The sequence below is a fragment of the Mycolicibacterium aromaticivorans JS19b1 = JCM 16368 genome (genome assembly GCF_000559085.1).
Taxonomy (GTDB): domain Bacteria; phylum Actinomycetota; class Actinomycetes; order Mycobacteriales; family Mycobacteriaceae; genus Mycobacterium; species Mycobacterium aromaticivorans.
This window is the reverse complement of the sequence record NZ_JALN02000001.1, coordinates 1,832,930-1,856,549: the sequence shown is the minus strand read 5'-3', so window position 1 is coordinate 1,856,549 and position 23,620 is coordinate 1,832,930. Positions and strand designations below refer to the sequence as shown.

Annotated in this window: 22 protein-coding genes; 15 read left to right on the top strand and 7 right to left on the bottom strand. The window is 66.8% G+C overall.

Annotated elements, in window-relative coordinates; all coding sequences use genetic code 11:
* The first annotated feature begins 53 nt into the window (after positions 1-53).
* Entirely contained in the window at positions 54-653 is a 600-nt protein-coding gene (locus Y900_RS08965; protein ID WP_036341399.1) for a TetR/AcrR family transcriptional regulator, read from the top strand.
* On the opposite strand, the gene Y900_RS08960 is transcribed toward Y900_RS08965, so the two are convergent.
* The gene (locus Y900_RS08960; protein ID WP_036341397.1) at positions 640-1,623 is read right to left on the bottom strand and encodes a cation diffusion facilitator family transporter; all 984 of its coding nucleotides are present in this window, start codon (positions 1,621-1,623) and stop codon (positions 640-642) included. The genes Y900_RS08965 and Y900_RS08960 overlap by 14 nt on opposite strands.
* A gap of 32 nt (positions 1,624-1,655) precedes the next feature.
* On the opposite strand from Y900_RS08960, the gene Y900_RS08955 reads away from it, so the two are divergent.
* On the top strand, positions 1,656-2,048 hold the full coding sequence (locus Y900_RS08955) for a nuclear transport factor 2 family protein (protein WP_036341395.1): 393 nt from the start codon (positions 1,656-1,658) through the stop codon (positions 2,046-2,048).
* Positions 2,049-2,100: 52 nt separating this feature from the next.
* A complete protein-coding gene (locus Y900_RS32120; protein ID WP_036341392.1) occupies positions 2,101-2,514 on the top strand; it encodes a hypothetical protein in 414 nt (137 codons plus the stop codon).
* Here Y900_RS32120 and Y900_RS30830 read toward each other — a convergent pair.
* A complete protein-coding gene (locus Y900_RS30830) occupies positions 2,397-2,750 on the bottom strand; it encodes a UBP-type zinc finger domain-containing protein (RefSeq protein ID WP_081845043.1) in 354 nt (117 codons plus the stop codon). The two genes, Y900_RS32120 and Y900_RS30830, sit on opposite strands and share 118 nt — an antisense overlap.
* A gap of 102 nt (positions 2,751-2,852) precedes the next feature.
* Between Y900_RS30830 and Y900_RS08945 the strand changes: the two genes are divergently transcribed.
* Genes Y900_RS08945 through Y900_RS08930 form a run of 4 tightly spaced genes read left to right on the top strand, consistent with a single transcriptional unit; the run spans position 2,853 to position 5,407 of the window.
* Positions 2,853-3,293, top strand: coding sequence for an SRPBCC family protein (locus tag Y900_RS08945; RefSeq protein ID WP_036341390.1), 441 nt, complete (start codon positions 2,853-2,855; stop codon positions 3,291-3,293).
* Positions 3,294-3,327: 34 nt separating this feature from the next.
* On the top strand, positions 3,328-3,771 hold the full coding sequence (locus Y900_RS08940; protein WP_036341387.1) for an SRPBCC family protein: 444 nt from the start codon (positions 3,328-3,330) through the stop codon (positions 3,769-3,771).
* Between the two features lie 14 nt (positions 3,772-3,785).
* Positions 3,786-4,895: a CaiB/BaiF CoA transferase family protein gene (locus Y900_RS08935; RefSeq protein WP_036341385.1), complete on the top strand. Its 1,110-nt coding sequence runs from the start codon at positions 3,786-3,788 to the stop codon at positions 4,893-4,895.
* 59 nt (positions 4,896-4,954) lie between these two features.
* Positions 4,955-5,407 carry an SRPBCC family protein gene (locus Y900_RS08930; protein ID WP_036341383.1) on the top strand — a complete coding sequence of 151 codons (453 nt, stop codon included), beginning with the start codon at positions 4,955-4,957 and terminating at the stop codon, positions 5,405-5,407.
* A gap of 3 nt (positions 5,408-5,410) precedes the next feature.
* On the opposite strand, the gene Y900_RS08925 is transcribed toward Y900_RS08930, so the two are convergent.
* On the bottom strand, positions 5,411-6,625 hold the full coding sequence (locus tag Y900_RS08925; protein ID WP_051659972.1) for a pyridoxal phosphate-dependent aminotransferase: 1,215 nt from the start codon (positions 6,623-6,625) through the stop codon (positions 5,411-5,413).
* Positions 6,626-6,683: 58 nt separating this feature from the next.
* On the opposite strand from Y900_RS08925, the gene Y900_RS08920 reads away from it, so the two are divergent.
* The 3 genes from Y900_RS08920 (at position 6,684) to Y900_RS08910 (ending at position 10,817) form a co-directional block, all read left to right on the top strand.
* A complete protein-coding gene (locus Y900_RS08920; protein ID WP_036341381.1) occupies positions 6,684-7,334 on the top strand; it encodes a C39 family peptidase in 651 nt (216 codons plus the stop codon).
* Between the two features lie 114 nt (positions 7,335-7,448).
* Positions 7,449-8,660 carry an acetyl-CoA C-acetyltransferase gene (locus Y900_RS08915; RefSeq protein ID WP_036341378.1) on the top strand — a complete coding sequence of 404 codons (1,212 nt, stop codon included), beginning with the start codon at positions 7,449-7,451 and terminating at the stop codon, positions 8,658-8,660.
* A 9-nt stretch (positions 8,661-8,669) separates the two neighbouring features.
* Positions 8,670-10,817, top strand: coding sequence for a 3-hydroxyacyl-CoA dehydrogenase NAD-binding domain-containing protein (locus Y900_RS08910; protein ID WP_036341376.1), 2,148 nt, complete (start codon positions 8,670-8,672; stop codon positions 10,815-10,817).
* 68 nt (positions 10,818-10,885) lie between these two features.
* On the opposite strand, the gene Y900_RS08905 is transcribed toward Y900_RS08910, so the two are convergent.
* Entirely contained in the window at positions 10,886-11,422 is a 537-nt protein-coding gene (locus Y900_RS08905; protein WP_036341374.1) for a hypothetical protein, read from the bottom strand.
* Between the two features lie 68 nt (positions 11,423-11,490).
* Here Y900_RS08905 and Y900_RS08900 point away from each other — a divergent pair, with 68 nt between their 5' ends.
* The 5 genes from Y900_RS08900 (at position 11,491) to Y900_RS08880 (ending at position 17,720) form a co-directional block, all read left to right on the top strand.
* Positions 11,491-12,987, top strand: a complete 1,497-nt coding sequence (locus Y900_RS08900) for a class I adenylate-forming enzyme family protein (protein ID WP_081845042.1) — start codon at positions 11,491-11,493, stop codon at positions 12,985-12,987.
* 393 nt (positions 12,988-13,380) lie between these two features.
* Positions 13,381-14,616, top strand: coding sequence for an IS256 family transposase (locus Y900_RS08895; protein ID WP_036341372.1), 1,236 nt, complete (start codon positions 13,381-13,383; stop codon positions 14,614-14,616).
* 423 nt (positions 14,617-15,039) lie between these two features.
* Entirely contained in the window at positions 15,040-16,029 is a 990-nt protein-coding gene (locus tag Y900_RS08890; RefSeq protein ID WP_036341369.1) for an LLM class F420-dependent oxidoreductase, read from the top strand.
* Positions 16,030-16,137: 108 nt separating this feature from the next.
* Positions 16,138-16,569, top strand: a complete 432-nt coding sequence (locus tag Y900_RS08885; RefSeq protein WP_036341366.1) for a Zn-ribbon domain-containing OB-fold protein — start codon at positions 16,138-16,140, stop codon at positions 16,567-16,569.
* A 5-nt stretch (positions 16,570-16,574) separates the two neighbouring features.
* Positions 16,575-17,720, top strand: a complete 1,146-nt coding sequence (locus Y900_RS08880) for a thiolase family protein (protein WP_036346255.1) — start codon at positions 16,575-16,577, stop codon at positions 17,718-17,720.
* 15 nt (positions 17,721-17,735) lie between these two features.
* Here Y900_RS08880 and Y900_RS08875 read toward each other — a convergent pair whose 3' ends face one another.
* The 3 genes from Y900_RS08875 to Y900_RS08865 all read right to left on the bottom strand — a co-directional run bounded on the left by Y900_RS08875 (position 17,736) and on the right by Y900_RS08865 (position 23,586).
* Positions 17,736-19,475 carry a PE-PPE domain-containing protein gene (locus Y900_RS08875; protein WP_081845041.1) on the bottom strand — a complete coding sequence of 580 codons (1,740 nt, stop codon included), beginning with the start codon at positions 19,473-19,475 and terminating at the stop codon, positions 17,736-17,738.
* Between the two features lie 154 nt (positions 19,476-19,629).
* A complete protein-coding gene (locus Y900_RS08870) occupies positions 19,630-21,279 on the bottom strand; it encodes a DNA repair helicase XPB (RefSeq protein WP_036341363.1) in 1,650 nt (549 codons plus the stop codon).
* 9 nt (positions 21,280-21,288) lie between these two features.
* Positions 21,289-23,586: a helicase-associated domain-containing protein gene (locus tag Y900_RS08865; protein WP_036341361.1), complete on the bottom strand. Its 2,298-nt coding sequence runs from the start codon at positions 23,584-23,586 to the stop codon at positions 21,289-21,291.
* Between the last annotated feature and the right edge of the window lie 34 nt (positions 23,587-23,620).

The window sequence follows — 23,620 nt, the reverse complement described above, 5'->3', positions numbered from 1 at the left end:
TCGAGTAATCGTTTTGTCAATTTTGACAATTCTTTTTGAGGTACGTTACCTCCGTGGTTCGCCCTGCTCAGACGGCGCGCAGCGAGCGCACGCGCGACGCCCTGCGACGCGCCGCGCTGGTGCGCTTTCTGGCCCAGGGAGTCGAGGACACCTCCGCTGAGCAGATCGCCGACGACGCCGGGGTATCACTGCGGACGTTCTACCGGCACTTCACCTCGAAGCACGACCTGCTGTTCGCCGACTACGACGTCGGCCTGGAGTGGTTCCGGGCCGCCTTGAAGGCCCGAACGCCCGGGGAGTCGATCATCGAATCGGTGCAATCGGCCATCGACGCCTCGCCTTACGACCCGGAAGCCGTCGCGCAGATCGCCGCGTTGCGGGCTAGGGAACTCGACGCCGGCCGAATCGTGCGACACACCCGCCAAGTGGAGGCCGAATTCGCCGATGCCATCGTCGATCAGCTTTCGCAGAGCGCCCCGGCCGACACACCCGATGAGCGGCTGCGAGTGATCGTGACGGCACGGTGCATCGCCGCCGCGGTCTTCGGTGCGATGGAACTCTGGATGATCGGCGAAGACACATCGCTGACCGAATTGGGCCGGCTGTGCCGCACCGCGCTGGAGTCGTTGCGCACGGGCATCATCGCTGAGTGACGGTGTCGTCCAGGTCGGCAGGCTCGGCGATCGTCAGCACGGCATCGACGATGTGCGGGTTGGCCTCGAGCTTGCCTTCCAGCTCGCGCAGGGTGTGCGCGATCCGCGACTCGATCTGATCCCCGACCAGGTCCACGCTCGCCACCACGAAAAGCTGTCGCGGACCGACGAATTCGAGCCGCACGAAGCGCACCGACGCCACTTCGTCGAGCGCCTCTATCCGTGCCACCACGGCGTCGCGCAGCTGCGGTGTACCGGGCTCCCCGGTCAGGAACCGGCGATTGCGGTCGATCAGCAACACCGCCACCACGCCGAGCAGCAGGCCCACCAGAATCGAGCCCACCGCATCCCAGGCCGCCACCCCGGTCAGCTGATGCAGACCGATACCGGCGCCGGCCAGCACGATGCCGATCAGCGCGGCGGTGTCCTCCGCGAAGACCGCGCGCACCGTGGGATCGGACGTCTGCATCGCGTACTCGAGTACTTCGCGGTCCATCGCGTGGGCATCGGTGCGCAGCTGTCGCACCGCCTGCGTCCACGAGATGCCCTCCATGACCAGCGCGATCCCCAGCACCACATAAGCCACCAGGTAGTGCTCGTCGGCAGGCCGGTCGTCGAGCAGTTCGTTGACCCCGCGCCACACCGATACCGTCCCGCCGACCACGAACAGTCCGACTGCCGCCAGCAGCGACCACACATATGCCTCCCGGCCGTAGCCGAGCGGGCGCGTGCGGTCCGCGGCCCGGCCGGCGCGGCGATTGGCGATCATCAGAAACGCCTGGTTGCCGGTGTCCGCCCAGGAGTGCGCGGCCTCGGCCGCCATCGACGCGGACCCGGACAGCACGCCGGCCAGTGTCTTGGCCACCGCGACGACCAGGTTGGTGCCGAACGCGATGGCCACCGTTTTCGTGCTCTCGCCCGGCGGTGCGCCGGCCGCGTCCTCGCCGAGCAGGTTTTTCGTCGCCGTCATTCCCGCTGGTGTACCCGTGGCATGCTGACCACATGCATGCGTTCCGCGTCGCCGTCGAAGCCGGCGATTTCGATGCCCTGCCCGCTCTCTGCGCCGAGGACGTGGTCTTCCGCAGCCCGATCGCGCACAAGCCGTACCAGGGCCGCGACCAGATCGGTGTCATCCTGCGGGCGGTCTCGCGGGTGTTCGCCGACCTCACCTATGTGAAGGAGATCGGCGGCGAAGGCCAGGCCGACCACGCGCTGGTGTTCGTCGCCAAGGTCGGCGACCTCGAGATCAACGGCTGCGACTTCCTGCACGTTCGCGAAGACGGGCTCATCGACGAGTTCACCGTGATGCTGCGGCCGCTGAAGGCCGTCACGAAATTCGCCGAGCTGATGGCCGTGGAATTTGACAAGGAAATGGCCGCCGCCGGATTGGCGTAACGCTCGGCGTGGGTCCGCACATCCGCCGCAGCGGCGGAGCACTATCTAAGGCATGGCGCGGATCGGCGACGACTCTCTGATCGTCCGCGGTGAATTGCGTCCCGACGGCACTTGGCTTTTCACCATCCGCTACACCGTGCACTTCGAGGCGGCCGAACTCGGCGCCCGATTCGCCGACTCGGTGCAGGTGTCCGCGGACGGCGGCGCGACGCCGGTTCCGTTCGTCGCGTGCGGCCGCTCGGTACTGCGCAAGAAGCGCGTCATCGTCGACGACGAGGCGCTGGCCTCCCGCGACGACCTCTATGCGACTGTGTGCGTGCGGCCCCGCGGTGGGGTCGACGCGCTGACTCAATCGGCGCGGTTGCGCAGGATATCCACCCAGTCGCTCGGTACCCGGCCGCGCGGACCGGGGGTGGTCTCCTCAGACGGCCGGCTGTCCGGCGGGGCCAGGTCCGGGCCGTCGTAGTACTGGTTGGTCTGGTAGTCCCAGAACCAGTCCTCGCCCGGCTCGAACGACCTGATGATCGGGTGCCCGCTCGTCCGCCAGTGCGCGGCGGCGTGCCGCATCAGCGAATCATCGCAACAGCCGATATGCCCGCAGGCGGCACAGCGCCGCAGGTGCACCCACCAGCCGCCGGCGGCGTCGCACTCGACGCATCCGGTGCCACTCGGTGGAACTGACGGATCTACCGCTTCAGCCATGTCTGTGAGCTTAGGGGATCTGGGCTCGAAAACAGTTGCCCCTCATGGGAGAACCCACGTGGAATCCGCATATAAACCCCGCCCACCAACTATGGTCACGCCATGGCAGTCAAAGATTCCCGCGAAGTCGTGATCGAAGCCAGTCCCGAAGCGATCCTCGATGTCATCGCCGACGTCGAATCGACACCCAGCTGGTCGCCGCAGTACCAGAGCGCCGAGGTGCTGGAGGCCTACGACGACGGCAGGCCGCACAAGGTGAAGATGAAGATCAAGGCGGCGGGTCTGACCGACGAGCAGATCGTCGAGTACACCTGGGCCGACAACGAGGTGAGCTGGACGCTGGTCAAGGCCGGCCAATTGCGTTCGCAGGACGCCAAGTACACGCTGACCCCCGACGGCGACAAGACCAAGCTGCGCTTCGACCTGTCGATCGACCTGGCCGTGCCGCTGCCCGGCTTCGTGGTCAAGCGCACCATCAAGGGTGCGATGGAGACCGCCACCGACGGCCTGCGCAAGCAGGTGCTCAAGGTCAACAAGGGATAGTTTCGAAATCGCGCTCGCGGGCAATGGTGCGGACATGGCCGTCACCGAGACCCGCGAGGTCACCATCGAGGCAACGCCCGAGGAAATCCTCGCCGTGCTGTTCGACCTCGAGTCGCTGCCGACATGGTCCTCGGCGCACCAGAAGGTCGAGGTGCTCGAGCGGGACTCCGAGGGGCGCCCGAGCAAGTCGCGCCAGACGGTCAAGGTTGTCGGCATCAAAGACGACCAGGTGCTCGACTACGCCGTCCATGCAGACGGAGTCAGCTGGACCCTGGTCAGCTCCAAACAGCAACGCGCACAAGAAGGTCGGTACATATTGACCCCCGACGGCGAATCGACCAGGGTGCGGTTCGAGCTGACCGTCGACCCGCTGGTGCCGCTGCCCGGGTTCGTGATCAAGCGCGGCGCCAAAGGTCTCATGGAGACCGCCACCGACGGGCTGCGAGAACAGGTTCTGCGGACCAAGAACAACGGCTGAGCTACCTTTCTGTCGTGACGAATACCGGACCCCTGGCCGGGGTGAGAGTGATCGAACTCGGCGGGATCGGCCCGGGCCCGCACGCCGGCATGATCCTGGCCGACCTGGGCGCGGATGTAGTGCGGGTGCGCAGGCCGGACCTGGGCGAGCGAAGCGACGGGACTAAAAGAAGCTTGCAGATGCCGCCCGAGAACGTCGACCTCATGCACCGCGGCAAGCGGGTGGTCGACCTGGACGTCAAGAACCAACCTCACGCATTGCTCGACCTGGCGGCGAAGGCCGACGTACTCCTGGACTGTTTTCGCCCCGGCACCTGTGAGCGTCTCGGTATCGGGCCCGACGACTGCGCGGCAGTCAACCCACGGCTGATCTTCGCCCGCATCACCGGATGGGGTCAGGACGGCCCGCTGGCGTCGACCGCCGGCCACGACATCAACTACCTGTCGCAGACCGGCGCGCTGAGCGCGATCGGCTACCGCGACCGCCCTCCGGTGGCACCGCTGAACCTCGTCGCCGACTTCGGCGGCGGCTCGATGCTGGTGCTGCTCGGCATCGTCGCCGCCCTCTACGAACGGGAGAAGTCCGGCCAGGGCCAGGTGATCGATGCGGCGATGGTCGACGGCGTCAGCGTGCTGGCGCAGATGATGTGGACGATGAAGGCGACCGGCTCGCTGGCAGACCGGCGCGAGTCCTTCCTGCTCGACGGGGGAGCGCCGTTTTACCGCACCTACGAGACGTCCGACGGCGGGTACATGGCGGTCGGGTCGATCGAGCCCCAGTTCTTCGCCCAGTTGCTGGCGGGGCTCGGGTTGCCGGCCGACGAGATGCCCGGCCAATTCGAGCGCGACCGCTACCCCGAGATGCGGGATCTCTTCGCCAGAACCTTCGCCGGTAAGACCCGCGACGAGTGGACCGCGATCTTCGACGGGACCGACGCGTGCGTCACGCCGGTGCTGAGCTGGACCGAGGCGGCGTGCAACGAGCATCTTCTGGCGCGCCGCACTGTTATTAACGTCGACGGCATCGAACAGGCAGCGCCGGCGCCGCGGTTCTCCCGCAGTGCCGCCGGGCCGGTGGGGCAACCGCCGCAAACCACCACATCGCTGGCCGACATAGATTGGTAATGGTTCAACTGAGCGAAAGCCGACACAGCGGGTTCGTCGAGTAACTAAGTTTGCTGATTGTGGCGGTACGGGCATCGCGCGAGATCGTGATCGACGCCCCGCCGGAGGCCATCCTCGATGCCATCGCCGATATCGAGGCGGCGCCGACGTGGTCGTCGGTGCACAAGCGTGTCCATATCGTGGATCGCTATCCCGACGGACGGCCGCGGCGGGTCGAGGTCACTGTCAAAGTGCTCGGGATCATCGACCACGAAGTCGTCGAATACCACTGGGGACGGGACTGGGTGGTCTGGGACGCCGACCGGACCTCGCAACAGCATGCTCAGCACGGCGAATACACCCTGAGCCCCGAGGGCGAGGCGACCCGGGTCCGGTTCGATCTCACGCTGGAACCGTCCACACCGCTGCCGCACTTCCTGGTCAAGCGCGCGAAGAAGACGGTGCTGATCGCCGCGACCGAAGGCCTGCGCGGCTTCGTGCTCAGCGGCAAGGGTTCGCTGCAACACGATTAGCAGCTAGGAGAGGTCGCGGCCGCTCTCTAGTGCGCCGAGTCGGCGGATCGCCTCGTCGAGGGTGTCGTCGCGTTTACAGAAAGCGAAGCGCACCAAATGATTCCACTCGCCGATGTGGGGAGAGTGCGGATCGCAGAACGCCGACATCGGGATCGCCGCCACCCCGGCTCTCCTCGGCAACTCGGCGCAGAACTGGGTGCTGTCGGAGTATCCCAGCGGCCGCGGGTCGGCGCACAGGAAGTAGGTACCCGCACTGTCGTGCACGCCGAAGCCCAACTCGGTCAACGCCGTCGACAGCCGATCCCGCTTGGCCTGCAACGAATCCCGCAGAGCATTCACCCAGTCCTCTTCGGAATTCAGCGCGTAGGCCACCGCCGGCTGGAACGGTGCGCCACCGACATAACTCAGATACTGCTTGGCCGCCCGCACCCCGGCAATCAGATCCGGCCTGCCGCACACCCAGCCGATCTTCCAGCCGGTGCAGTTGAACATCTTGGCGGCACTGGAGATCGTCAGCGTGCGCTCGGCCATCCCGGGGTAGGCCGCCAGCGGCAAATGCTTCTTGGCGTCGAAGACCAGGTGCTCGTAGACCTCATCGGTGATCACCAGCAGGTCGGCGTCGACGGCGAGTGCCGCCAGCGCCCGCAGGTCGCGGTCAGCGAGCACCATGCCGGTGGGGTTGTGCGGCGAATTCACGATCAGCGCACGGGTGTTCGGCGTCACCGCGGCGCGTAGGGCGTCGACGTCGAGGGCGAAGCCGCGGCCGTCGGGCACCAGCGGCACCGGCACCCGCCGGCTGCCGGCCATCGCGATGACGGGGGAGTAGGAGTCGTAGAACGGCTCGATCAACAGCACCTCGGAGCCCGGCTCGACCAGACCGAGGATGGCGGCCGCGATCGCCTCGGTGGCGCCGACGGTGACCAGCACCTCGGCCTCCGGGTCGTAGTCGACGTCGTAGAGCCGCTTGCGCTGGGCGGCGATCGCCTCGCGCAGCGGGGCGATGCCCAATCCGGGCGGGTACTGATTGACGCCCTCGGCGATCGCTTCCTGCGCGGCCGCCAGCATTGCGGCCGGGCCGTCCTCGTCCGGGAAGCCCTGGCCGAGGTTCACCGCGCCGATCCGGGCGGCCAGCGCCGACATCTCTGCGAAGATCGTCACCGCGTACGGCTGCAACCTCGAGACCGGAGCCGGACGGCCGGCGAGATGAGGACCCGTCATGGTGCGGAGCTTAGTCGGAGGCCCCATTATCAGCGGTTTCGTCAATTACGATCGGCCGATGGCTTCACTGGTGCGCTCGGGTGTGGTCGCGATCGTCGCTGCACTGGCCATTGCGATGGGGCACGGCGTCGCGCTGGCGGACCCCTCAGGCTCACAAACCGGTGTCTACGGCGACCCGGCCGCGGCCGCGCCGTACTGGGCGGCGCAATCCCTGGAGGACAACTGCGGGGCGATGTCGGTCGCCGATATCGTCGGCCAGCTCACCGGGGAGCGCCCGACCGAGGCGCAAGTGCTGCTGAAGGCCGAGCAGACCTCGTCGGAGATGAACCCCGGCACCGAGATCTACACCCCCAACACCGGTGGTATCTCGGTCGGCGACCTGCCGGTGTTGTTGAAGCAGTACGGCATCACATCAGTGGAGAGCGATACCTCGGGACCCGAGGCGACCGGCCTGACCGCGCTGGAGCAGTACCTGGGCGCCGGCCGCAAGGTCATCGCCTACGTGAACTCCGCGATCGTCTGGGACACCAGCGACCAGCGGACCGCCGCCGACCACTTTGTGGTGGTCACCGGCGTCGATAGCAACAAAAATGTCGTGCACCTCAACGATCCCGGTGCCGACGAGGCCAACACCACGCTGTCGGTACCCGCGTTCATGAAGGCGTGGGACACCTCGAACGAGTCGATCATCGTCACGGCAGCGGCCTGACCTGAGCGACTGCCCAACCATCCGGTTGGGCGGCCTTGGTAGGCTTCGCGGGCAGAGGACGACTGTCGAACGATCGTCACGCCCAATTCCGAACAGGACCTGGAGAAAACACACATGTCCGAAGAAGCCTTCATCTACGAGGCCATCCGAACCCCGCGCGGTAAGCAGCGCGGCGGATCGCTCAACGAAGTCAAGCCGCTGAACCTCGTGGTCGGTCTGATCGAGGAACTGCGCTCGCGCTTCCCCGACCTGGACGAGAACCTGATCAGCGACGTCATCCTGGGCTGCGTCTCCCCGGTCGGCGACCAGGGCGCCGACATCGCCCGCACCGCGGTGATCGCGGCCGGTATGCCAGACACCGTCGGCGGCGTCCAGCTGAACCGCTTCTGCGCGTCCGGCCTCGAAGCCGTCAACACCGCAGCGCAGAAGGTCCGCTCCGGCTGGGACGACCTGGTGCTCGCCGGTGGCGTCGAGTCGATGAGCCGCGTCCCGATGGGCTCCGACGGCGGTGCGATGTTCACCGACCCCGCCACCGTGTTCGACAACTACATCGTGCCGCAGGGCATCGGCGCCGACCTCATCGCCACGATCGAGGGCTTCTCCCGTGAGGATGTCGACGCCTACGCCGCACAGTCCCAGGAGCGCGCCGCCGCGGCGTGGTCGGGCGGCTACTTCGCCAAGTCCGTGGTCCCGGTCAAGGACCAGAACGGTCTGCTGATCCTCGACCACGACGAGCACATGCGCCCCGGCACCACCGTGGAAAGCCTCGGCAAGCTCAAGTCCGCATTCGAGGGACTGGCCGCGATGGCCGGCTTCGACGACGTGGCGCTGCAGAAGTACCACTGGGTCGAGAAGATCAACCACGTCCACACCGGCGGGAACAGCTCCGGCATCGTCGACGGCGCCGCTCTGGTGCTCATCGGCAGCGAAGCCGCGGGCAAGTCCCAGGGCCTGACCCCGCGGGCGCGCATCGTGGCCACCGCCACCAGCGGCGCGGACGCGACGATCATGTTGACCGGCCCCACCCCGGCCACCCGCAAGGTGCTGGACCGTGCCGGCCTGACCGTCGACGACATCGACCTGTTCGAGCTCAACGAGGCCTTCGCGTCGGTGGTGCTGAAGTTCCAGAAGGACCTGAACATCCCGAGCGAGAAGCTCAATGTCAACGGCGGCGCGATCGCGATGGGCCACCCGCTGGGTGCCACCGGCGCCATGATCACCGGCACCATGGTCGACGAGCTCGAGCGCCGCGGCGCCAAGCGCGCGCTCATCACGCTGTGCATCGGCGGCGGCATGGGTGTCGCCACCATCATCGAGAGGGTTTAAGGAAAAGTCATGGCAGAGAACACGATTGCGTGGGACAAGGATGCCGACGGCATCGTCACGCTGACGATGGACGACCCGACCGGTTCGGCCAACGTGATGAACGAGCACTACAAGGAGTCCATGCACAAGGCCGTGGAAGAGCTGGCACGTCTTGTCGAAGAAGACCCGGATTCGATCACCGGTGTGGTGATCACCAGCGGCAAGAAGACCTTCTTCGCCGGTGGCGACCTCAAGAGCATGATCACCGCCGGACCGGAGAACGCCGGTGAGATCTTCGCCGAGGTCGAGGACATCAAGCGCGACCTGCGTGCCCTGGAGACCCTGGGCAAGCCGGTCGTCGCCGCGATCAACGGCGCCGCCCTCGGCGGTGGCCTGGAGATCGCCCTGGCCTGTCACCACCGCATCGTCGCCGACGTCAAGGGTGTTCAGATCGGCCTGCCCGAGGTCACCCTCGGCCTGCTGCCGGGCGGCGGCGGTGTCACCCGCGTGACCCGCATGCTCGGCATCCAGAACGGCTTCGTCAACGTGCTGTCCCAGGGCACCCGGTTCAAGCCGGCCGCCGCCAAGGACAACGGCCTGGTCGACGAACTCGTCTCCAGCGTCGATGAATTGGTGCCGGCCGCCAAGGCCTGGATCAAGGCCAACCCCGAGGCGCATACCCAGCCGTGGGATGCCAAGGGCTACAAGATGCCCGGCGGCACCCCAGCCAGCCCGGCGCTGGCGGCGATCCTGCCGTCGTTCCCCTCCCTGCTGCGCAAGCAGCTCAAGGGCGCGCCGATGCCGGCCCCTCGGGCCATCCTGTCCGCCGCGGTCGAGGGCGCGCAGGTGGACTTCGACACCGCCAGCCGCATCGAAAGCCGGTACTTCACCGAACTGGTCACCGGGCCGATCGCGAAGAACATGATCCAGGCGTTCTTCTTCGACCTGCAGGCCATCAACTCCGGTGGATCGCGGCCTGAGGGTATCGGCAAGACCCCGATCACCAAGATCGGCGTGCTCGGTGCGGGCATGATGGGCGCAGGCATCGCCTACGTGTCGGCCAAGGCCGGCTTCGATGTCGTGCTCAAGGACGTCACGCTCGAAGCGGCCCAGAAGGGCAAGGGCTACTCCGAGAAGTTGGAGGCCAAGGCCCTCGAGCGCGGCAAGACCACCCAGGAACGATCCGACGCCCTGCTGGGCCGGATCACCCCGACGGCCGATCCCGCCGACTTCAAGGGCGTCGACTTCGTCATCGAGGCGGTGTTCGAGAACCAGGAACTCAAGCACAAGGTGTTCCAGGAGATCGAGGACATCGTCGAGCCCAACGCGATCCTCGGGTCCAACACCTCCACGATGCCGATCACCGGTCTTGCCGCCGGGGTGAAGCGCCAGGAGGACTTCATCGGGATCCACTTCTTCTCACCGGTCGACAAGATGCCCCTCGTCGAGATCATCAAGGGCGAGAAGACATCTGACGAGGCGCTGGCCCGAGTGTTCGACTACACGCTGGCCATCGGCAAGACCCCGATCGTGGTTAACGACAGCCGCGGCTTCTACACCAGCCGGGTCATCGGCACCTTCGTCAACGAAGCGCTGGCGATGCTCGGCGAGGGTGTCGAGCCGGCGTCGATCGAGCACGCGGGCACCCAGGCCGGCTACCCGGCCCCGCCGCTGCAGTTGTCCGACGAGCTCAACCTCGAGTTGATGCACAAGATCGCCCTGGCCACCCGCAAGGGTGTCGAAGAGGCCGGCGGCACCTACGAGGCGCACCCGGCTGAGGCCGTCGTCGAGAAGATGATCGAACTCGGCCGTCCCTCACGGCTTTCCGGTGCCGGCTTCTACGAGTACGTCGACGGCAAGCGCACCCAGCTGTGGCCGGGGCTGAGGGAGACCTTCTCCTCGGGTACCTCGACCCCGCCGCTGCAGGACATGATCGACCGGATGCTGTTCGCCGAAGCGCTGGAAACCCAGAAGTGCTTCGACGAGGGCGTGATCACCACGACCGCCGACGCCAACATCGGCTCCATCATGGGCATCGGCTTCCCGCCGTGGACCGGTGGCGCCGCGCAGCTGATCGTCGGCTACCCGCACGGCGGCAAGGCCGGGTTCGTGGCGCGCGCCAAGGAACTGGCGGAGAAGTACGGCGAGCGGTTCAACCCGCCGGCGTCGCTGCTCTAAGTCGTAGAACGTCGAGGCCCGGGGGAACATCTGAGTTCCTCCGGGCCTTCGCGTTATCCGGTGCGAGGCTACGGCCGCATCAGCGCCTCGGGCTCCAGGTGTAGATCCACGCTGGACTGCTTGACCGCCTGGCGACCGGTGGCGGCCGACGGCGCCTGGCCGGCCCGGAAGTCGAATCTCGTGCACGTGTGTCCACTCATGACTGCGGTGAGGCGCACGGGGTGCCTGCGCACGTGCCATTCGTGCGCAAGGTCTGCGACGCAGACTTCACTGGTCGCCGCCCGGGGAGCGCGGTGCCGGAACGTCCACGTGGCGGTGGTGTGGGCGACGACGGCGGGCCCGGGCTCGCTGATCCGGAAGGTCTCCAGCTCGAACACCTCGTCGAAGAAGTCCATTTTTCCGTCCTGATGGTCTTCCATTCCTGCGAGGCCCTCGAACCGGGCCACCTCATTGCCGTTCGCATCGACGGCACGAATTACGAATTCGTCGTCCATGATCGGTAGGAAATCAGCCAGGTGTGCCTTGCCGGCATCCAGCGCCCAGAAGGTTTCGATGACCCCGCGGACCTCGTCTTCGGTCAGCGGCTCCGTGACTGCGACGCTCATGAGCCCTTATCGTCGTCGCCACGGTGCGGTCCGGCAACATCCCGCGCTCGTCGGTTAGCGTGAGGCGCGTGAACGACGCCGCCGCAACGATCAGCAGCAGGCTGGCGGCCAGCCTGGCCGGCTACGGCGACTCGCCCTGCATCGAGTTCAACGGCCGCTGGTACACCGGTAACGAGATCGCCGCATATGCCTGCGCCATCGACGATTCGCTGCGGTTGGCCGGCGTCGCGGACGGCGCGACGGTGGCGGTGGTGGCCCGCAACCGTCCACCGCATGCGGCAGCCGTGATCGGACTGCTCGGCGGTGGCCGGTGGGTGCCGATGATCTATTCGTTCCAGTCGGCCGAGGCGATCGGGCGGGACATCGAACAGCTGGAGCCGGCCGCGGTCGTCGCCGACCGGGAGGACTGGACCGCGCCGGTGATCGCCGCGGCCCGGCGTACCGGCACCGCCGGTGTCGCGGTGTCGCTGACATCGCCCACCGTGGAGCTCGTGGCCGGAATCGATCGGGTGTCGGCGCGCCTGACCTCTTCCGGCCGGGACGGCTCGACCGGTCTGCAGGTGCTCACCAGCGGCACCACCGGGCCGCCCAAACGGCACCCGATCCCGGCGTCGGTGCTGGACCACACCGTGTCCAGCGTGGCGATCACCGGAGCCTCCGCCGACGAGCCACCCGAGCTGATGTACTGGCCGCTCGGCGGCATAGGCGGGGTGTGCCAGCTGATCACCGGCGCCTACCTCGGCAAGCGGATCGCTCTTCTGGAGAAGTTCAGCGTCGCCGAATGGGTGCGGGTGGTGAAGACCTACGGCATCCGGCGCTGCGGTCTGCAGCCGGCCGCGGTACGCATGCTCCTGGACGCCGACCTGGCGAGCGAGGACCTCGTCTCGCTCGAATACGTGATCAGTGCCGCAGGGCCGCTGGACCCCGAAACCCGTGACGCGTTCGAGCAGCGGTACGGAGTCCCCGTCCTGTTGGCCTATGGCGCAACCGAATTCGCCGGCTCGGTGTGCACGTGGACGCCGGATCTCTATCGGGAGTTCGGTGCCACCAAGCGCGCAAGCTCGGGACGGGTGATGCCCAACACCGAGGTCCGCATCCTCGACCCGAACGGCGAGAGCGAGGTGCCGACCGGCGAGCAGGGTGTCCTGGAGGCCAGGATCGCATCCATCAGTCCGGACTGGATCCGCACCAACGACCTCGCCTCAATCGATGTCGACGGGTTCATCACCCTGCACGGCCGCGCCGACGGGGCCATCAATCGCGGCGGGTTCAAGGTCCTGCCCGAGACCGTTCGCCGCGTCTTGGTGGGCCACCCGTCGGTGCGCGACGCCGCCGTCGTCGGGGTTCCCGATCCCCGCCTCGGCGAGGTCCCGTTCGCGGCGGTGGAAGCGGTTCCCGGCGCCCCGGCACCCGACCCGGCCGACCTGGTGGCCCGGGTCCGTGGTGCGCTGCCCAAGCATCATGTGCCCGTCGAGGTGGTTGTCGTCGCCGAACTTCCGCGCAACCAGTCGCTCAAAGTTTCGCTTCGTGACATAGCCGCGATGTACTCCGGTGGCCCGGAGTAGGCGGGGGCCGAACCGCGGCATTGCCAGCACGCACGACTGTGTGCCGACACCCGGCTCGGGGTCCGGTTCACGCCGCGGCGCCCCGCTGCAAAATCGCAAATCCGGTAACTGAACTTTCGGACGCCTGTGACCTGCGATAAATGTCGGAGCAGTCAGTAAGAGCAAACTCACGTGCGTTTGTGCATATGCCGACTCGTGACCTCAGTTGCTGAGTGAATTGCCCTATTCGACACTTGACGCACTATTTGCCGCTAACGGTTGCGTCCAGCAGAGTGGTGTACGAGTCGGACCTGATTAGCGGTACCGGCGTGTCGTAGCCGAGTGATTGAAGGTCATCGCGTGATTCTTCGAGGGACCGTCCAAAGTCACTCGAGCAAAGAAGGAACACACGCGATGACCACTGTCCACGATATCGACCTGCAGCAGGTCCTGACCGAGCGACTCACCGCCGCTCATCCCGACGTGCTGCGCGAGCTGCTGTCGATGTTCATCCACACCCTGATGGGTGCCGAGGCCGACGCACTGTGCGGCGCCGGCTACGGCGAGCGCAGCGGGGAGCGAACCAACCACCGCAACGGCTACCGCCACCGTGACTTCGACACGCGGGCAGGCACATTGGACATCGCCATCCCGAAACTGCGGCAGGGCTCCTACTTCCCCGATTGGCTGCTGGAACGACGCAAACGCGCCGAGCGGGCCCTGACCACGGTGGTGGCCACCTGCTACCTGCTGGGCGTCTCGACGCGGCGGATGGACAAACTGGTCGGCACGCTGGGCATCTCCGGGCTGTCGAAATCGCAGGTCTCGGTGATGGCCAAGGAACTCGACACCGCCGTGGAGGCGTTCCGCACGCGGCCACTCGATGCCGGGCCGTACACGTTCGTCGCGGCCGATGCCCTGGTCCTCAAGGTCCGCGAGGGCGGTCGCGTGGTCAACGTGCATGCGCTGATCGCGACCGGTGTGAACGCCGAGGGTTACCGCGAGATCCTCGGCATCGACGTCACCACGGCCGAGGACGGGGCGGGCTGGTTGGCGTTCTGGCGATCGCTGACCGCCCGCGGCCTATCCGGGGTCAAACTGGTCACCTCCGACGCGCACGCGGGGCTGGTGGCCGCGATCGGCGCCACCGTGCCTGGCGCGGCCTGGCAGCGCTGCCGTACGCACTACGCCACCAACCTGATGGCCATCACCCCGAAGTCGTCGTGGCCGTGGGTGCGCACGCTACTGCATTCGGTGTATGACCAGCCGGACGCTGATTCCGTTGCTGCGCAATATGATCGGATCATCGACGCGCTCGCCGACAAGCTCCCCAAGGTCGCCGAGCACTTGGAGAATGCTCGCGCGGACCTGCTGGCGTTCACCGCGTTCCCCAAGCAGATCTGGCGCCAAATCTGGTCCAACAACCCCCAGGAACGGCTGAACAAGGAGATCCGCCGTCGCACCGACGTCGTCGGCATCTTCCCCGACCGGGGCGCCCTGATCCGCCTCGTCGGTGCCGTCCTGGCCGAACAGCACGACGAATGGGCCGAATCCCGGCGCTACCTCGGCCTGGACGTCCTCAGCAAATCACAAGCCGTCCAGAACTCACCGACAGAACAGGAGGCCACCACAGAGGCGCTCACCGCCTGAACCATCAACTCGAAGAATCACCCGACGACGTCGTACACCACGTCCCTGGACTTGACCCCGCTAACGCGGTTTCGATTGACTGCTCCTGATCTGGCGGTATGTCCAAAGTGGATAGCGGAACCAGTGTTCGCGATTCATTTGCCTGCGCGATCAAGATTTTTTGCTGAATTACGCCATCTCAGCTTGCTCTCAGCTAGTTTTTGCGGTGTGATGGGCATTACGCCAGGGGAATGAGGAGGCAAGGGGGAGCATTGGCCCCTCCCGTATGGGAGGGGCCGATTGCCGTCCAGGGCCCGTAACTCCTGCGTCCGGACCGGGATAGCTGCACCGGCCGCATGTCACCGTCACGGACACGACGGAGCCCTCCCGGTTGGCGCCGATTGTGCTCTGGTCGGGCGGCGCGCTCGTCCGTAGAGTCGGGCCATGCGCTTCGGACTGTTCATCCCGCAGGGCTGGCGACTGGATCTGGCCGGCATTCCCACTGAAAAGCACTGGCAGGTAATGCGTGATCTGGCCGACCATGCCGATGCGGGTCCATGGGACTCGCTCTGGGTCTACGACCATTTCCATACCGTGCCGATCCCGACCGACGAGGCCACCCACGAGGCGTGGACGCTGATGGCGGCGTACGCGGCGACCACCTCCCGGATCAAGCTCGGCCAGATGTGCACGGCGATGAGCTATCGAAACCCGGTCTACCTGGCCAAGGTTGCCGCCACCACCGACATCATCTCCGGCGGCCGCGTGCAGATGGGCATCGGCGGCGGCTGGTACGAGCACGAATGGCGGGCCTACGGGTACGGCTTTCCCTCCGCCGGCGTGCGGTTGGCCCGACTCGACGAGGGCGTCCAGATCATGCGGGACGCCTGGCGTGACGGGAAAGTGAGCTTTGCGGGCAGGCACTATCAGGTCGACGGGGCGATCGTTGCGCCGAAGCCCTTGCAGGAGAACAGTATTCCACTGTGGATCGCCGGCGGTGGCGAGAAGGTGACGCTCAAGATCGCGGCGAAGTACGCGGAGTACACCAACTTCACCTCCGAGCCGGACGGGTTCGCGCACAAGTCGCAGGTGCTCGCCGAGCACTGCCGTGAGGTCGGAACGGACTTCGACGCGATCGTCCGCTCGGCCAACGTCAACGCGATCCTCGGCACATCCACCGACGACGTTGCGGCGCGGGTGAAGCGTGTCCGCGACCGGCTGGCCGGCATCTGCGGTGATGCGGCCGCGGACGCAATGATGACGACGGTCAGTGCGCCGGGATCGGCTGCGGGCACGCCCGAGCAGGTCATCGAGAGCCTGACCGCGCTGCGGGACCTGGGCTGCGAGTACGTCATCTGCTACTTCCCGGAAGCGGCCTACGACCGGTCCGGCATCGAACTGTTCGAGCGTGAGGTGATGCCCGCGCTCATGTGAGCCGTGCCGCCTGAGAAGGGCGTGCATTCAGATGAGAATGCGGTTTCCATTCGTAGCCAACAGTGTTGTACGATCCGGCTACCGATTTGGACTACGAAGGATGCCGCTATGCAAAAGGCCCTGGCGCCCGAAATCTCCACTTGGCCCGCTGACAACCCGCAGCTGATCGGCAGCGAATGTGCCAGCTGTTCGGCCGTGGTCTTTCCGAGCCAGGACCGGTGCCCGCGGTGCAGCGCGGGCGGCATGAACGAGGTCAAGCTGCCGCGGCGCGGCACCCTGGTCGCCTGGACCACGCAGGGCTTCCCGCCCGGCGCCCCCTACATCGGTCCCACCGGCAAGGATTTCGTGCCGTTCGGCGTCGGCCTGGTGCAGCTCGGCCAGGGGGAACAAGCCGTGGTGCGTGTCGAGGGTCGGCTCACCGAGAACGATCCGGAAAAGCTGAAGTGGGGCATGGACGTCGAACTCACGATGATCCCGTTCGCGACCGACGCCGACGGCAATGAGGTCGTCACGTTCGCGTTCGCACCGGTGGGGGCGTGAGCGGCATGAGCAATGACGTTGCGATCATCGGTGTGGGCCTGCATCCGTTCGGCCGGTTCGACAAGACCGCCATGCAGATGGGTGCCGAGGCGATCGAGCTGGCACTGCAGGATTCGGGTGCGCAGTGGAAGGACATCCAGTTCGGTTTCGGCGGCAGCTATGAGGTGTCCAATCCGGACGCGGTGACGCGCCTGGTCGGGCTGACCGGCATCACCTTCACCAACGTCTTCAATGCCTGCGCCACCGCGGCGAGCGCGATCCAGCAGACCGCGGACACGATCCGGCTCGGCAAGTACGACATCGGCATCGCCGTGGGCCTGGACAAGCACCCGCGCGGCGCGTTCACCGACGACCCGGCCAAGTTGGCACTGCCGCAGTGGTATGCCGAGAACGGGCAGTTCGTCACCACGAAGTTCTTCGGTATCAAGGCCAACCGGTACATCCACGATCACGGTATCTCCGAGGAGACGCTGGCGCGGGTGGCCAACAAGAACTTCCGTAATGGCGTGCTGAACCCGAATGCCTTCCGCCGCAAGGAGATCTCCGTGGACGAGATCATGGCGTCGCCGGTGTTGAACTACCCGCTGCGGCAGTACATGTTCTGCGCGCCCGACGAGGGCGCCGCCGCGGTCATCATGTGCCGCGCCGACATCGCGCACCGATTCACCGACAAGCCGGTCTACGTGCGCGCCAGCGAGATTCGGACGAGGACGTTCGGCGCCTACGAGGTGCACGGCACCTCGGCCCCGCTCGACGAGGACGTGTCGCCGACCGTCTACGCCGCCAAGGCGGCCTACGAGGAGGCCGGGATCGGTCCCGAGGACATCGACATCGCGCAGCTGCAGGACACCGATGCCGGTGCGGAGATCATCCACATGGCCGAGACCGGTCTGTGCGCCGACGGCGAGCAGGAGAAGCTGCTGGCCGACGGGGCGACCGAGATCCACGGCTCGCTGCCGATCAACACCGATGGTGGACTGATCGCCAACGGTGAGCCGATCGGTGCGTCGGGTCTGCGACAGATGCACGAGCTCGTGCGCCAGCTGCGCGGCGAGGCAGGCGAGCGTCAGGTGCCGGGCAGCCCGCGGGTGGGCTTGGCGCAGGTGTACGGCGCACCCGGAACCGCCTCGGCGACAATACTTTCGCTGTAGCCGATCGCTGTATACCTAAACGTTGGTCTCCTGGCCGAAGAACCCCTCGACGGCCTGCAACAAGACAAGCACCTCGATCAGTGCAGCGGTGGTGCCCAGTCCGACGGTCGCGGCAAGCGGCAGGCCGACGGCGTTGACCAAGCCTGTGATGACGTCGCCGCTCAGGGCCTGCTGAATACCGCCCAGGAACAGGTTGGCGTCATAGGCGGGCAACATGGTGCCGATGGCGTTGACGATGTCCGCGGTAGGCAATGCTGCCGCATAGAGCGCTGCCGAGCTGCTCGAGATTGTGTACGCGACGTCGGAGATGACCGTCTGCAGGGCCGAAATGACGCCCGTGGGGGCCGGGAATACCGGTGCCGGAACGGGTTTCGGCAGATGCAGAGCCGCCAGCTCCTGCCACATGATTCCGCCCGGACTGATGTCGGCGACGAAATCGCTGATGCCCTGCGCGACGCCGGCGGCGAAGAGTTGGGCCACCTGACCCCAGTTGACGTCGGGAATGAACCCGAAAGTGCTCTGCACGTTCGCATATCCGTCAGTCGACCAGCCGTAGTTGGGGTTGCCATAGCCGAGGTTGACGATCACCTTCAAGGCCGGCTGCAACAGATCGGCGATGGGGTTGCCGATGACCGGAATCAATCGCAGCGGCTCCAGCAGCGGCAGATTCTCGGTCGGGATGATGTAGTACTTCTGCGACGGGTCGGTGGTCGGCAATGCGATGGCCGAATCGACCTGTGCTGACGTCAGATCTGCGTACTTGGTGTGTACGAAGATGATGCCGAGCCCGGCGTTGAGATCGGCGAGGAAATTCAGTGGATATTTCGGGAAGTCGGCGAATCCGTCGTATTCGAGGGTGTAATTCGTTGTCGGGAATAGATTCTCGGGTGTAGCCCCGTAGAAATCCAGGCCGAGGCTCGGCAGTTTCAGGTTCGGGAATCTGGAGAGAAAGCCACCGTTCGGGTTCATCTCGTTGCCCACCAGGACGAACTGAACCGGCGTGTTCGAGGGCAGCAGACTCATCACGAGTGAGGAGATGATCGAACTCTGCGAATAGCCGAACACCGTCGCGATGTTTCCCGCGCCGACCTGGTTGGCGATCGCAGTGGTGAGGATTTGAATGCCCTGCTGGACAGATACGTTCAGCGGCAGGCTCTTGACCCCGGTGATCGGATACAGCCCCTCGGGGGTATCCAGCTGGAATTTCACGGCGTCGGGAAAGGTCGGAGCGATGTAGAGATCGAAGACGTTCTGGATATAGGTGGGGCTCGGGATCGGAACGCCGCTGGGCCCCATGATCAGTGCCGTGTTCTGTGCGGCGGCCGCCTGAATCGAGACCTTCGGCGTGATCGACGCCGCGACGGCGGTAGCCGGGGCAGCGGAGGCACGTCGACTGGTCGCCAAACCCGCCAATTCCAACGGCGAACCGGCCGGCACCGCGGGGGTGACAGGTGTCGGCGTATCGGTCGACACCGCCCCGGGTACTGACGCCGCCGCGGTCAGCGTGTCCGACTGCGCACGCAGCGTCGTGGCCGGACGGGAGCGCCGCGAAGCCATCTGCGCCTTGGTGCCCGCTATCTTGCCTGCGCCCGGGCCGCCGTCGCCGAGCGTCGATCGGGCCGAATTGGCGTGGGCCGAGGAACCGCCCGAGTCGGTACTGTCCGCCCAGGCTGTCGCGCCGCCGAACACCGCGGCGCCCACACCTAACGCGACTGCCAAACCGCCAACCCGTCCGATGAAGCCCGCTGCGCTCACGACCGTCCCCTTTACGCCAGACCACGTGTCGTGGCGAAGACTAACGTGTCGCTGCGGCGTTCGCTGTCACATTGGTTTAGCGAGCGCGGCGTTCATCTCGTCGAATGATGAACTTTTGCCGACAGGCTGGTGCGGCAATGTTTGGTTTCGGTGGTCAGAGTGCCGGGCCGAGCAAGTCGTCGGCGTCTTTGATGATGTAGCCGTAGCCCTGTTCTGCCAGGAACCGCTGCCGGTGCGCGGCGTACTCGGCATCGAGGCTGTCGCGGGAGACCACCGAATAGAACACCGCCCCGCCGCCGTCGTGCTTGGGACGAAGCAGCCGACCGAGCCGCTGGGCCTCTTCCTGGCGTGAGCCGAAGGTTCCCGAAACCTGAACGGCCACCGAGGCTTCCGGCAGGTCGATGGAGAAGTTCGCCACTTTGGACACCACGAGGGTCTTGACCTCGCCGCGGCGGAAGGCGTCGAAGAGCTCTTCGCGCTCGGCGTTCTTCGTCGAACCCTGGATCACCGGAGCGCCCAGCTCGGTGCCGAGCTCGTCGAGCTGGTCCAGGTAGGCGCCGATCACCAGCGTCGGCTCTCCGTCATGTTTGGCCAGGATGGATTTCACCACCGCGATCTTCGAGTGCGCGGTAGAGCAGAGCTTGTAACGCTCGTCCGGCTCGGCGACCGCGTACAACATCCGCTCGTTGTCGGTCATCGTCACGCGCACCTCGATGCACTCCGCGGGCGCGATCCAGCCCTGAGCCTCGATGTCCTTCCACGGTGCGTCGTACCGTTTGGGACCGATCAGGCTGAACACGTCGCCCTCGCGACCGTCCTCGCGGATCAGTGTCGCCGTCAGCCCCAGCCGGCGGCGGGACTGCAGGTCGGCCGTCATCCGAAACACCGGTGCGGGCAGCAGGTGCACCTCGTCGTAGATGATCAGGCCCCAGTCCCGGCTGTCGAACAGCTCCAGATGCTTGTACTCGCCCTTGGTGCGCCGGGTGATCACCTGGTATGTGGCGATGGTGACGGGGCGGATCTCCTTGCGCTCGCCGGAGTACTCGCCGATCTCCTCCTCGGTCAGCGACGTCCGCGCGATCAACTCGCGCTTCCACTGTCGGCCCGCAACGGTGTTGGTGACCAGGATCAGCGTCGTCGCACCGGCTTTGGCCATCGCCGCCGCGCCCACCAGCGTCTTGCCCGCGCCACACGGCAGGACCACCACACCCGAGCCGCCGTCCCAGAACGAATCGGCGGCCATCTGCTGGTAGTCGCGGAGTTCCCAGCCGTCCTGGTCGAGGTCGATCGGGTGGGCCTCGCCGTCGACGTAGCCGGCCAGATCCTCGGCCGGCCAGCCGATCTTGAGCAGCATCTGCTTGATCCGGCCGCGCTCGCTGGGATGGACGATCACGGTGTCGTCGTCGATCCGCGCGCCGAGCATCGGGTTGATCTTCTTGTTGCGCAACACCTCTTCGAGCACCGCCCGGTCGAGGCTGACCAGCGTGAGGCCGTGTGCGGGATGCTTTACGAGCTGCAGCCGGCCGTATCGGGCCATCGTGTCGACGATGTCCACCAGCAGCGGCTGCGGCACGGCATAACGCGAGAAGCTGACCAGCGCGTCGACCACTTGCTCGGCATCGTGACCGGCAGCGCGGGCGTTCCACAACGCCAGCGGGGTGATGCGATAGGTGTGGATGTGCTCAGGGGCGCGTTCGAGCTCCGCGAACGGAGCGATCGCGGAGCGGGCCGCACCGGCAAGCTCGTGGTCGACTTCGAGCAGCACGGTCTTGTCGGACTGCACGATGAGGGGGCCGTCTGTCATAACGCTCCATTATCCAGCGTCGGCCGACATCACCGACGTCACGCGATGCACCGCGAACTCCCGAGGGCGGCCCTGAGCGGGATCCCACGCCATCAGCTGACCGCCGCTGACGGTGAGCGGGCGTACCACCCGCTGGGTGGCGACCCCGGCCGCGTCGACATAACCGATCACCACGTCTTTTTGTTCCATGGCCGCCTGCTGCAACAGGGCCATCGACACTGCGGGATCCAGGCGGACGTTGGCGAAGGGGGTGGTCGAATCCATTCGCCGCAACACTGCCACCACCGAGGCCAGGGTGTCCGTGCTCGGCTTGGGCAACGCGCGGAACGGGCGGCGGTGTTGGGGCGTGGACACCCGCGCACCGCGCTGCCGGAGATCGACGATCGCCCCGGACGAATCCTCGGCTGCCGGTGCGAAGCCCGCTGCGCGCAACGCGGCGAGCACGTCACCGATCGGAGCCTGCGACACCGCCACTGTGGGCGCCAACAGTCGCACCTCCAGATGTTCCAAGTCCGGCGCGGCGACCGCGTGGGCGAGCAACGTCGGGTCCTCGCAGCGCAGGAACGACGACGCCATGCCGACCCGCAACTGACCGTGTCGGCGGGCGACGTCGTTGATGAGATACGTCAAACCTTGGGGGACAGGTGTTTTCGAGTACCGCCCGAAAAAGGTGTGGAGGCCGCCCGCGGTGCGCCCGGTGTCCAGGGCATGCCGGATCGAGGCTTCGCTGACCCGGTACACCATGGCGGCGCCGGCCGATTCCACTGCGGCCACCGCCGCCAGTTCGTCGGCAAGGTCGCGCTGCAGCGGCCCGGGAACCACGACGGTCAGGTCGGCCTGCACCAGGAAATGGTCGATCGGTGCGGGCAGCGCCGTGCCCATCGCGTCGATCGCGGCGTCGTCGCTCCCGGCGAGTAACACCCGCGCCGGTGTGCTCAGTGCGCCGCGGCCGATCAGGCCCACCGCGTGGGCTTCGTCGAGTAGGTGCGCCACCGGTTCGGGCTGCAGCCGGGCCGCCCACCGCGGCCGGCGCCAGATCAGGGCCCGCGAGGCGTGCGGGGCATCCACGCCGGAGCCGGGGGGCAGCTCGGCGAGCAGCTCCAGCAGCAGTCGCCTATCCAGCGGTGCGGCCGTCGAGTACAGCGAATCAGACAGTGCGGCATAAGGTTTGCCATCGGGGCCGCGGCTGCCGATCAGGCCGGGACGCGACGGCAGTTCCAGCCAGCTGCTGGCCAACAGATGCCAGCGGGCGGCGGTGGGCGTCTCCAGGAAACGGTCCGCGGCCACCGTCGGCGTCCAATACGGGCTCGCGCCGTCCTGGGGTTCCGGGTCGGGAGTGCCGCTGGCGATGAGGCCGGCCGCCGAGCTGACCTCCAGGACCAGTCCGAGGCGTTGTTCGTCGATTCCGGTCAGCTTGCTCAGTCGCTTGGCTTCGCGCACCCCCAGGCCGCCGCTGCGCAACTCGGAAACCGGTGCGGCAGAGAGGGATTCGATGACCAGTTCGATCTCGCGGATCAAGTCGAGGACGGCGCCTGCCGCGGCGGCATCGACGTCGGCGACGGTGGTGGTGCCGGACACCGGGTCCGGTGGGGTCAGGCTCGCCGGGCCGGGCTCCTCACCGCGCAGCACCTGACCGACGTTCCGCGGCAGGATCACCGTCTCGGCATCGAGTTGGCGCAGCAGTCCGGCCGCCAGCAGCCGTGGCACAGGCCGGTCGGCCGGTGCGCCTGGCGCGGCGTCACGGGTACGGCCCACCGGGGAACCCATCAGCAACCGGTCCAGCAGTTCGAGCTGGGGTTCGTCGAGGGTGTTGATCGCGGCGGAGATCTCCGCCCCCGACCGGGCGGAGTCCTCGCCGATCGCCTGGCCGGGGTACCAGGGCAGCGCCGCGGCGGCTTCGGCCGACACCCGCACCTCGCTGTCGCCCCACACCAGCGCGCGTTCACGCAGGTCGTCGAGCGCGGACATGACCGACTTCTCGTCGGCGCGCTCGCCGACCAGGGCGACCAACTTGGCCACCGGGGTTGCCGCGGTCTCGGCGTGCAGCACGATCAGGGCGTCGAGAACCGCGAGCCGCAGGTAGTCCAGCTCGTCGGTGGCTGCCTTGACCGATTGCCTGGCCACCGCACGGGCGGCCAGCGCGGCGATGCTGCCGGGGGCTGGCTGAGCAAGGTCCGGCCGCAGTTCCAGCAGGCGGATCAGCCGGTCGTCGGGCAGATCGGCCAGCCAGGCGCCCAGCGGCACACCAGGGCTGTCTTCCCGGGTCGCTTCGCTCCTGCCCGCAGGCCGCCCGGACTGTGCACTCATTGTTGACCAGCGTAAAACAGCCGCCTGTGTGCAC

What these genes read in the sequence shown, in the direction of transcription:
- Y900_RS08885 (WP_036341366.1), top strand. Translation starts at nt 16,138, where the DNA reads ATGCAAAAGGCCCTGGCGCCCGAAATCTCCACTTGGCCCGCTGACAAC.
- Y900_RS08910 (WP_036341376.1), top strand. Translation starts at nt 8,670, where the DNA reads ATGGCAGAGAACACGATTGCGTGGGACAAGGATGCCGACGGCATCGTC.
- Y900_RS08960 (WP_036341397.1), bottom strand. Translation starts at nt 1,623, where the DNA reads ATGACGGCGACGAAAAACCTGCTCGGCGAGGACGCGGCCGGCGCACCG.
- Y900_RS08880 (WP_036346255.1), top strand. Translation starts at nt 16,575, where the DNA reads ATGAGCAATGACGTTGCGATCATCGGTGTGGGCCTGCATCCGTTCGGC.
- Y900_RS08955 (WP_036341395.1), top strand. Translation starts at nt 1,656, where the DNA reads ATGCATGCGTTCCGCGTCGCCGTCGAAGCCGGCGATTTCGATGCCCTG.
- Y900_RS08865 (WP_036341361.1), bottom strand. Translation starts at nt 23,586, where the DNA reads ATGAGTGCACAGTCCGGGCGGCCTGCGGGCAGGAGCGAAGCGACCCGG.
- Y900_RS08870 (WP_036341363.1), bottom strand. Translation starts at nt 21,279, where the DNA reads ATGACAGACGGCCCCCTCATCGTGCAGTCCGACAAGACCGTGCTGCTC.
- Y900_RS30830 (WP_081845043.1), bottom strand. Translation starts at nt 2,750, where the DNA reads ATGGCTGAAGCGGTAGATCCGTCAGTTCCACCGAGTGGCACCGGATGC.
- Y900_RS08905 (WP_036341374.1), bottom strand. Translation starts at nt 11,422, where the DNA reads ATGAGCGTCGCAGTCACGGAGCCGCTGACCGAAGACGAGGTCCGCGGG.
- Y900_RS08895 (WP_036341372.1), top strand. Translation starts at nt 13,381, where the DNA reads ATGACCACTGTCCACGATATCGACCTGCAGCAGGTCCTGACCGAGCGA.
- Y900_RS08940 (WP_036341387.1), top strand. Translation starts at nt 3,328, where the DNA reads ATGGCCGTCACCGAGACCCGCGAGGTCACCATCGAGGCAACGCCCGAG.
- Y900_RS08920 (WP_036341381.1), top strand. Translation starts at nt 6,684, where the DNA reads ATGGCTTCACTGGTGCGCTCGGGTGTGGTCGCGATCGTCGCTGCACTG.
- Y900_RS08915 (WP_036341378.1), top strand. Translation starts at nt 7,449, where the DNA reads ATGTCCGAAGAAGCCTTCATCTACGAGGCCATCCGAACCCCGCGCGGT.
- Y900_RS08945 (WP_036341390.1), top strand. Translation starts at nt 2,853, where the DNA reads ATGGCAGTCAAAGATTCCCGCGAAGTCGTGATCGAAGCCAGTCCCGAA.
- Y900_RS08890 (WP_036341369.1), top strand. Translation starts at nt 15,040, where the DNA reads ATGCGCTTCGGACTGTTCATCCCGCAGGGCTGGCGACTGGATCTGGCC.
- Y900_RS08925 (WP_051659972.1), bottom strand. Translation starts at nt 6,625, where the DNA reads ATGACGGGTCCTCATCTCGCCGGCCGTCCGGCTCCGGTCTCGAGGTTG.
- Y900_RS32120 (WP_036341392.1), top strand. Translation starts at nt 2,101, where the DNA reads ATGGCGCGGATCGGCGACGACTCTCTGATCGTCCGCGGTGAATTGCGT.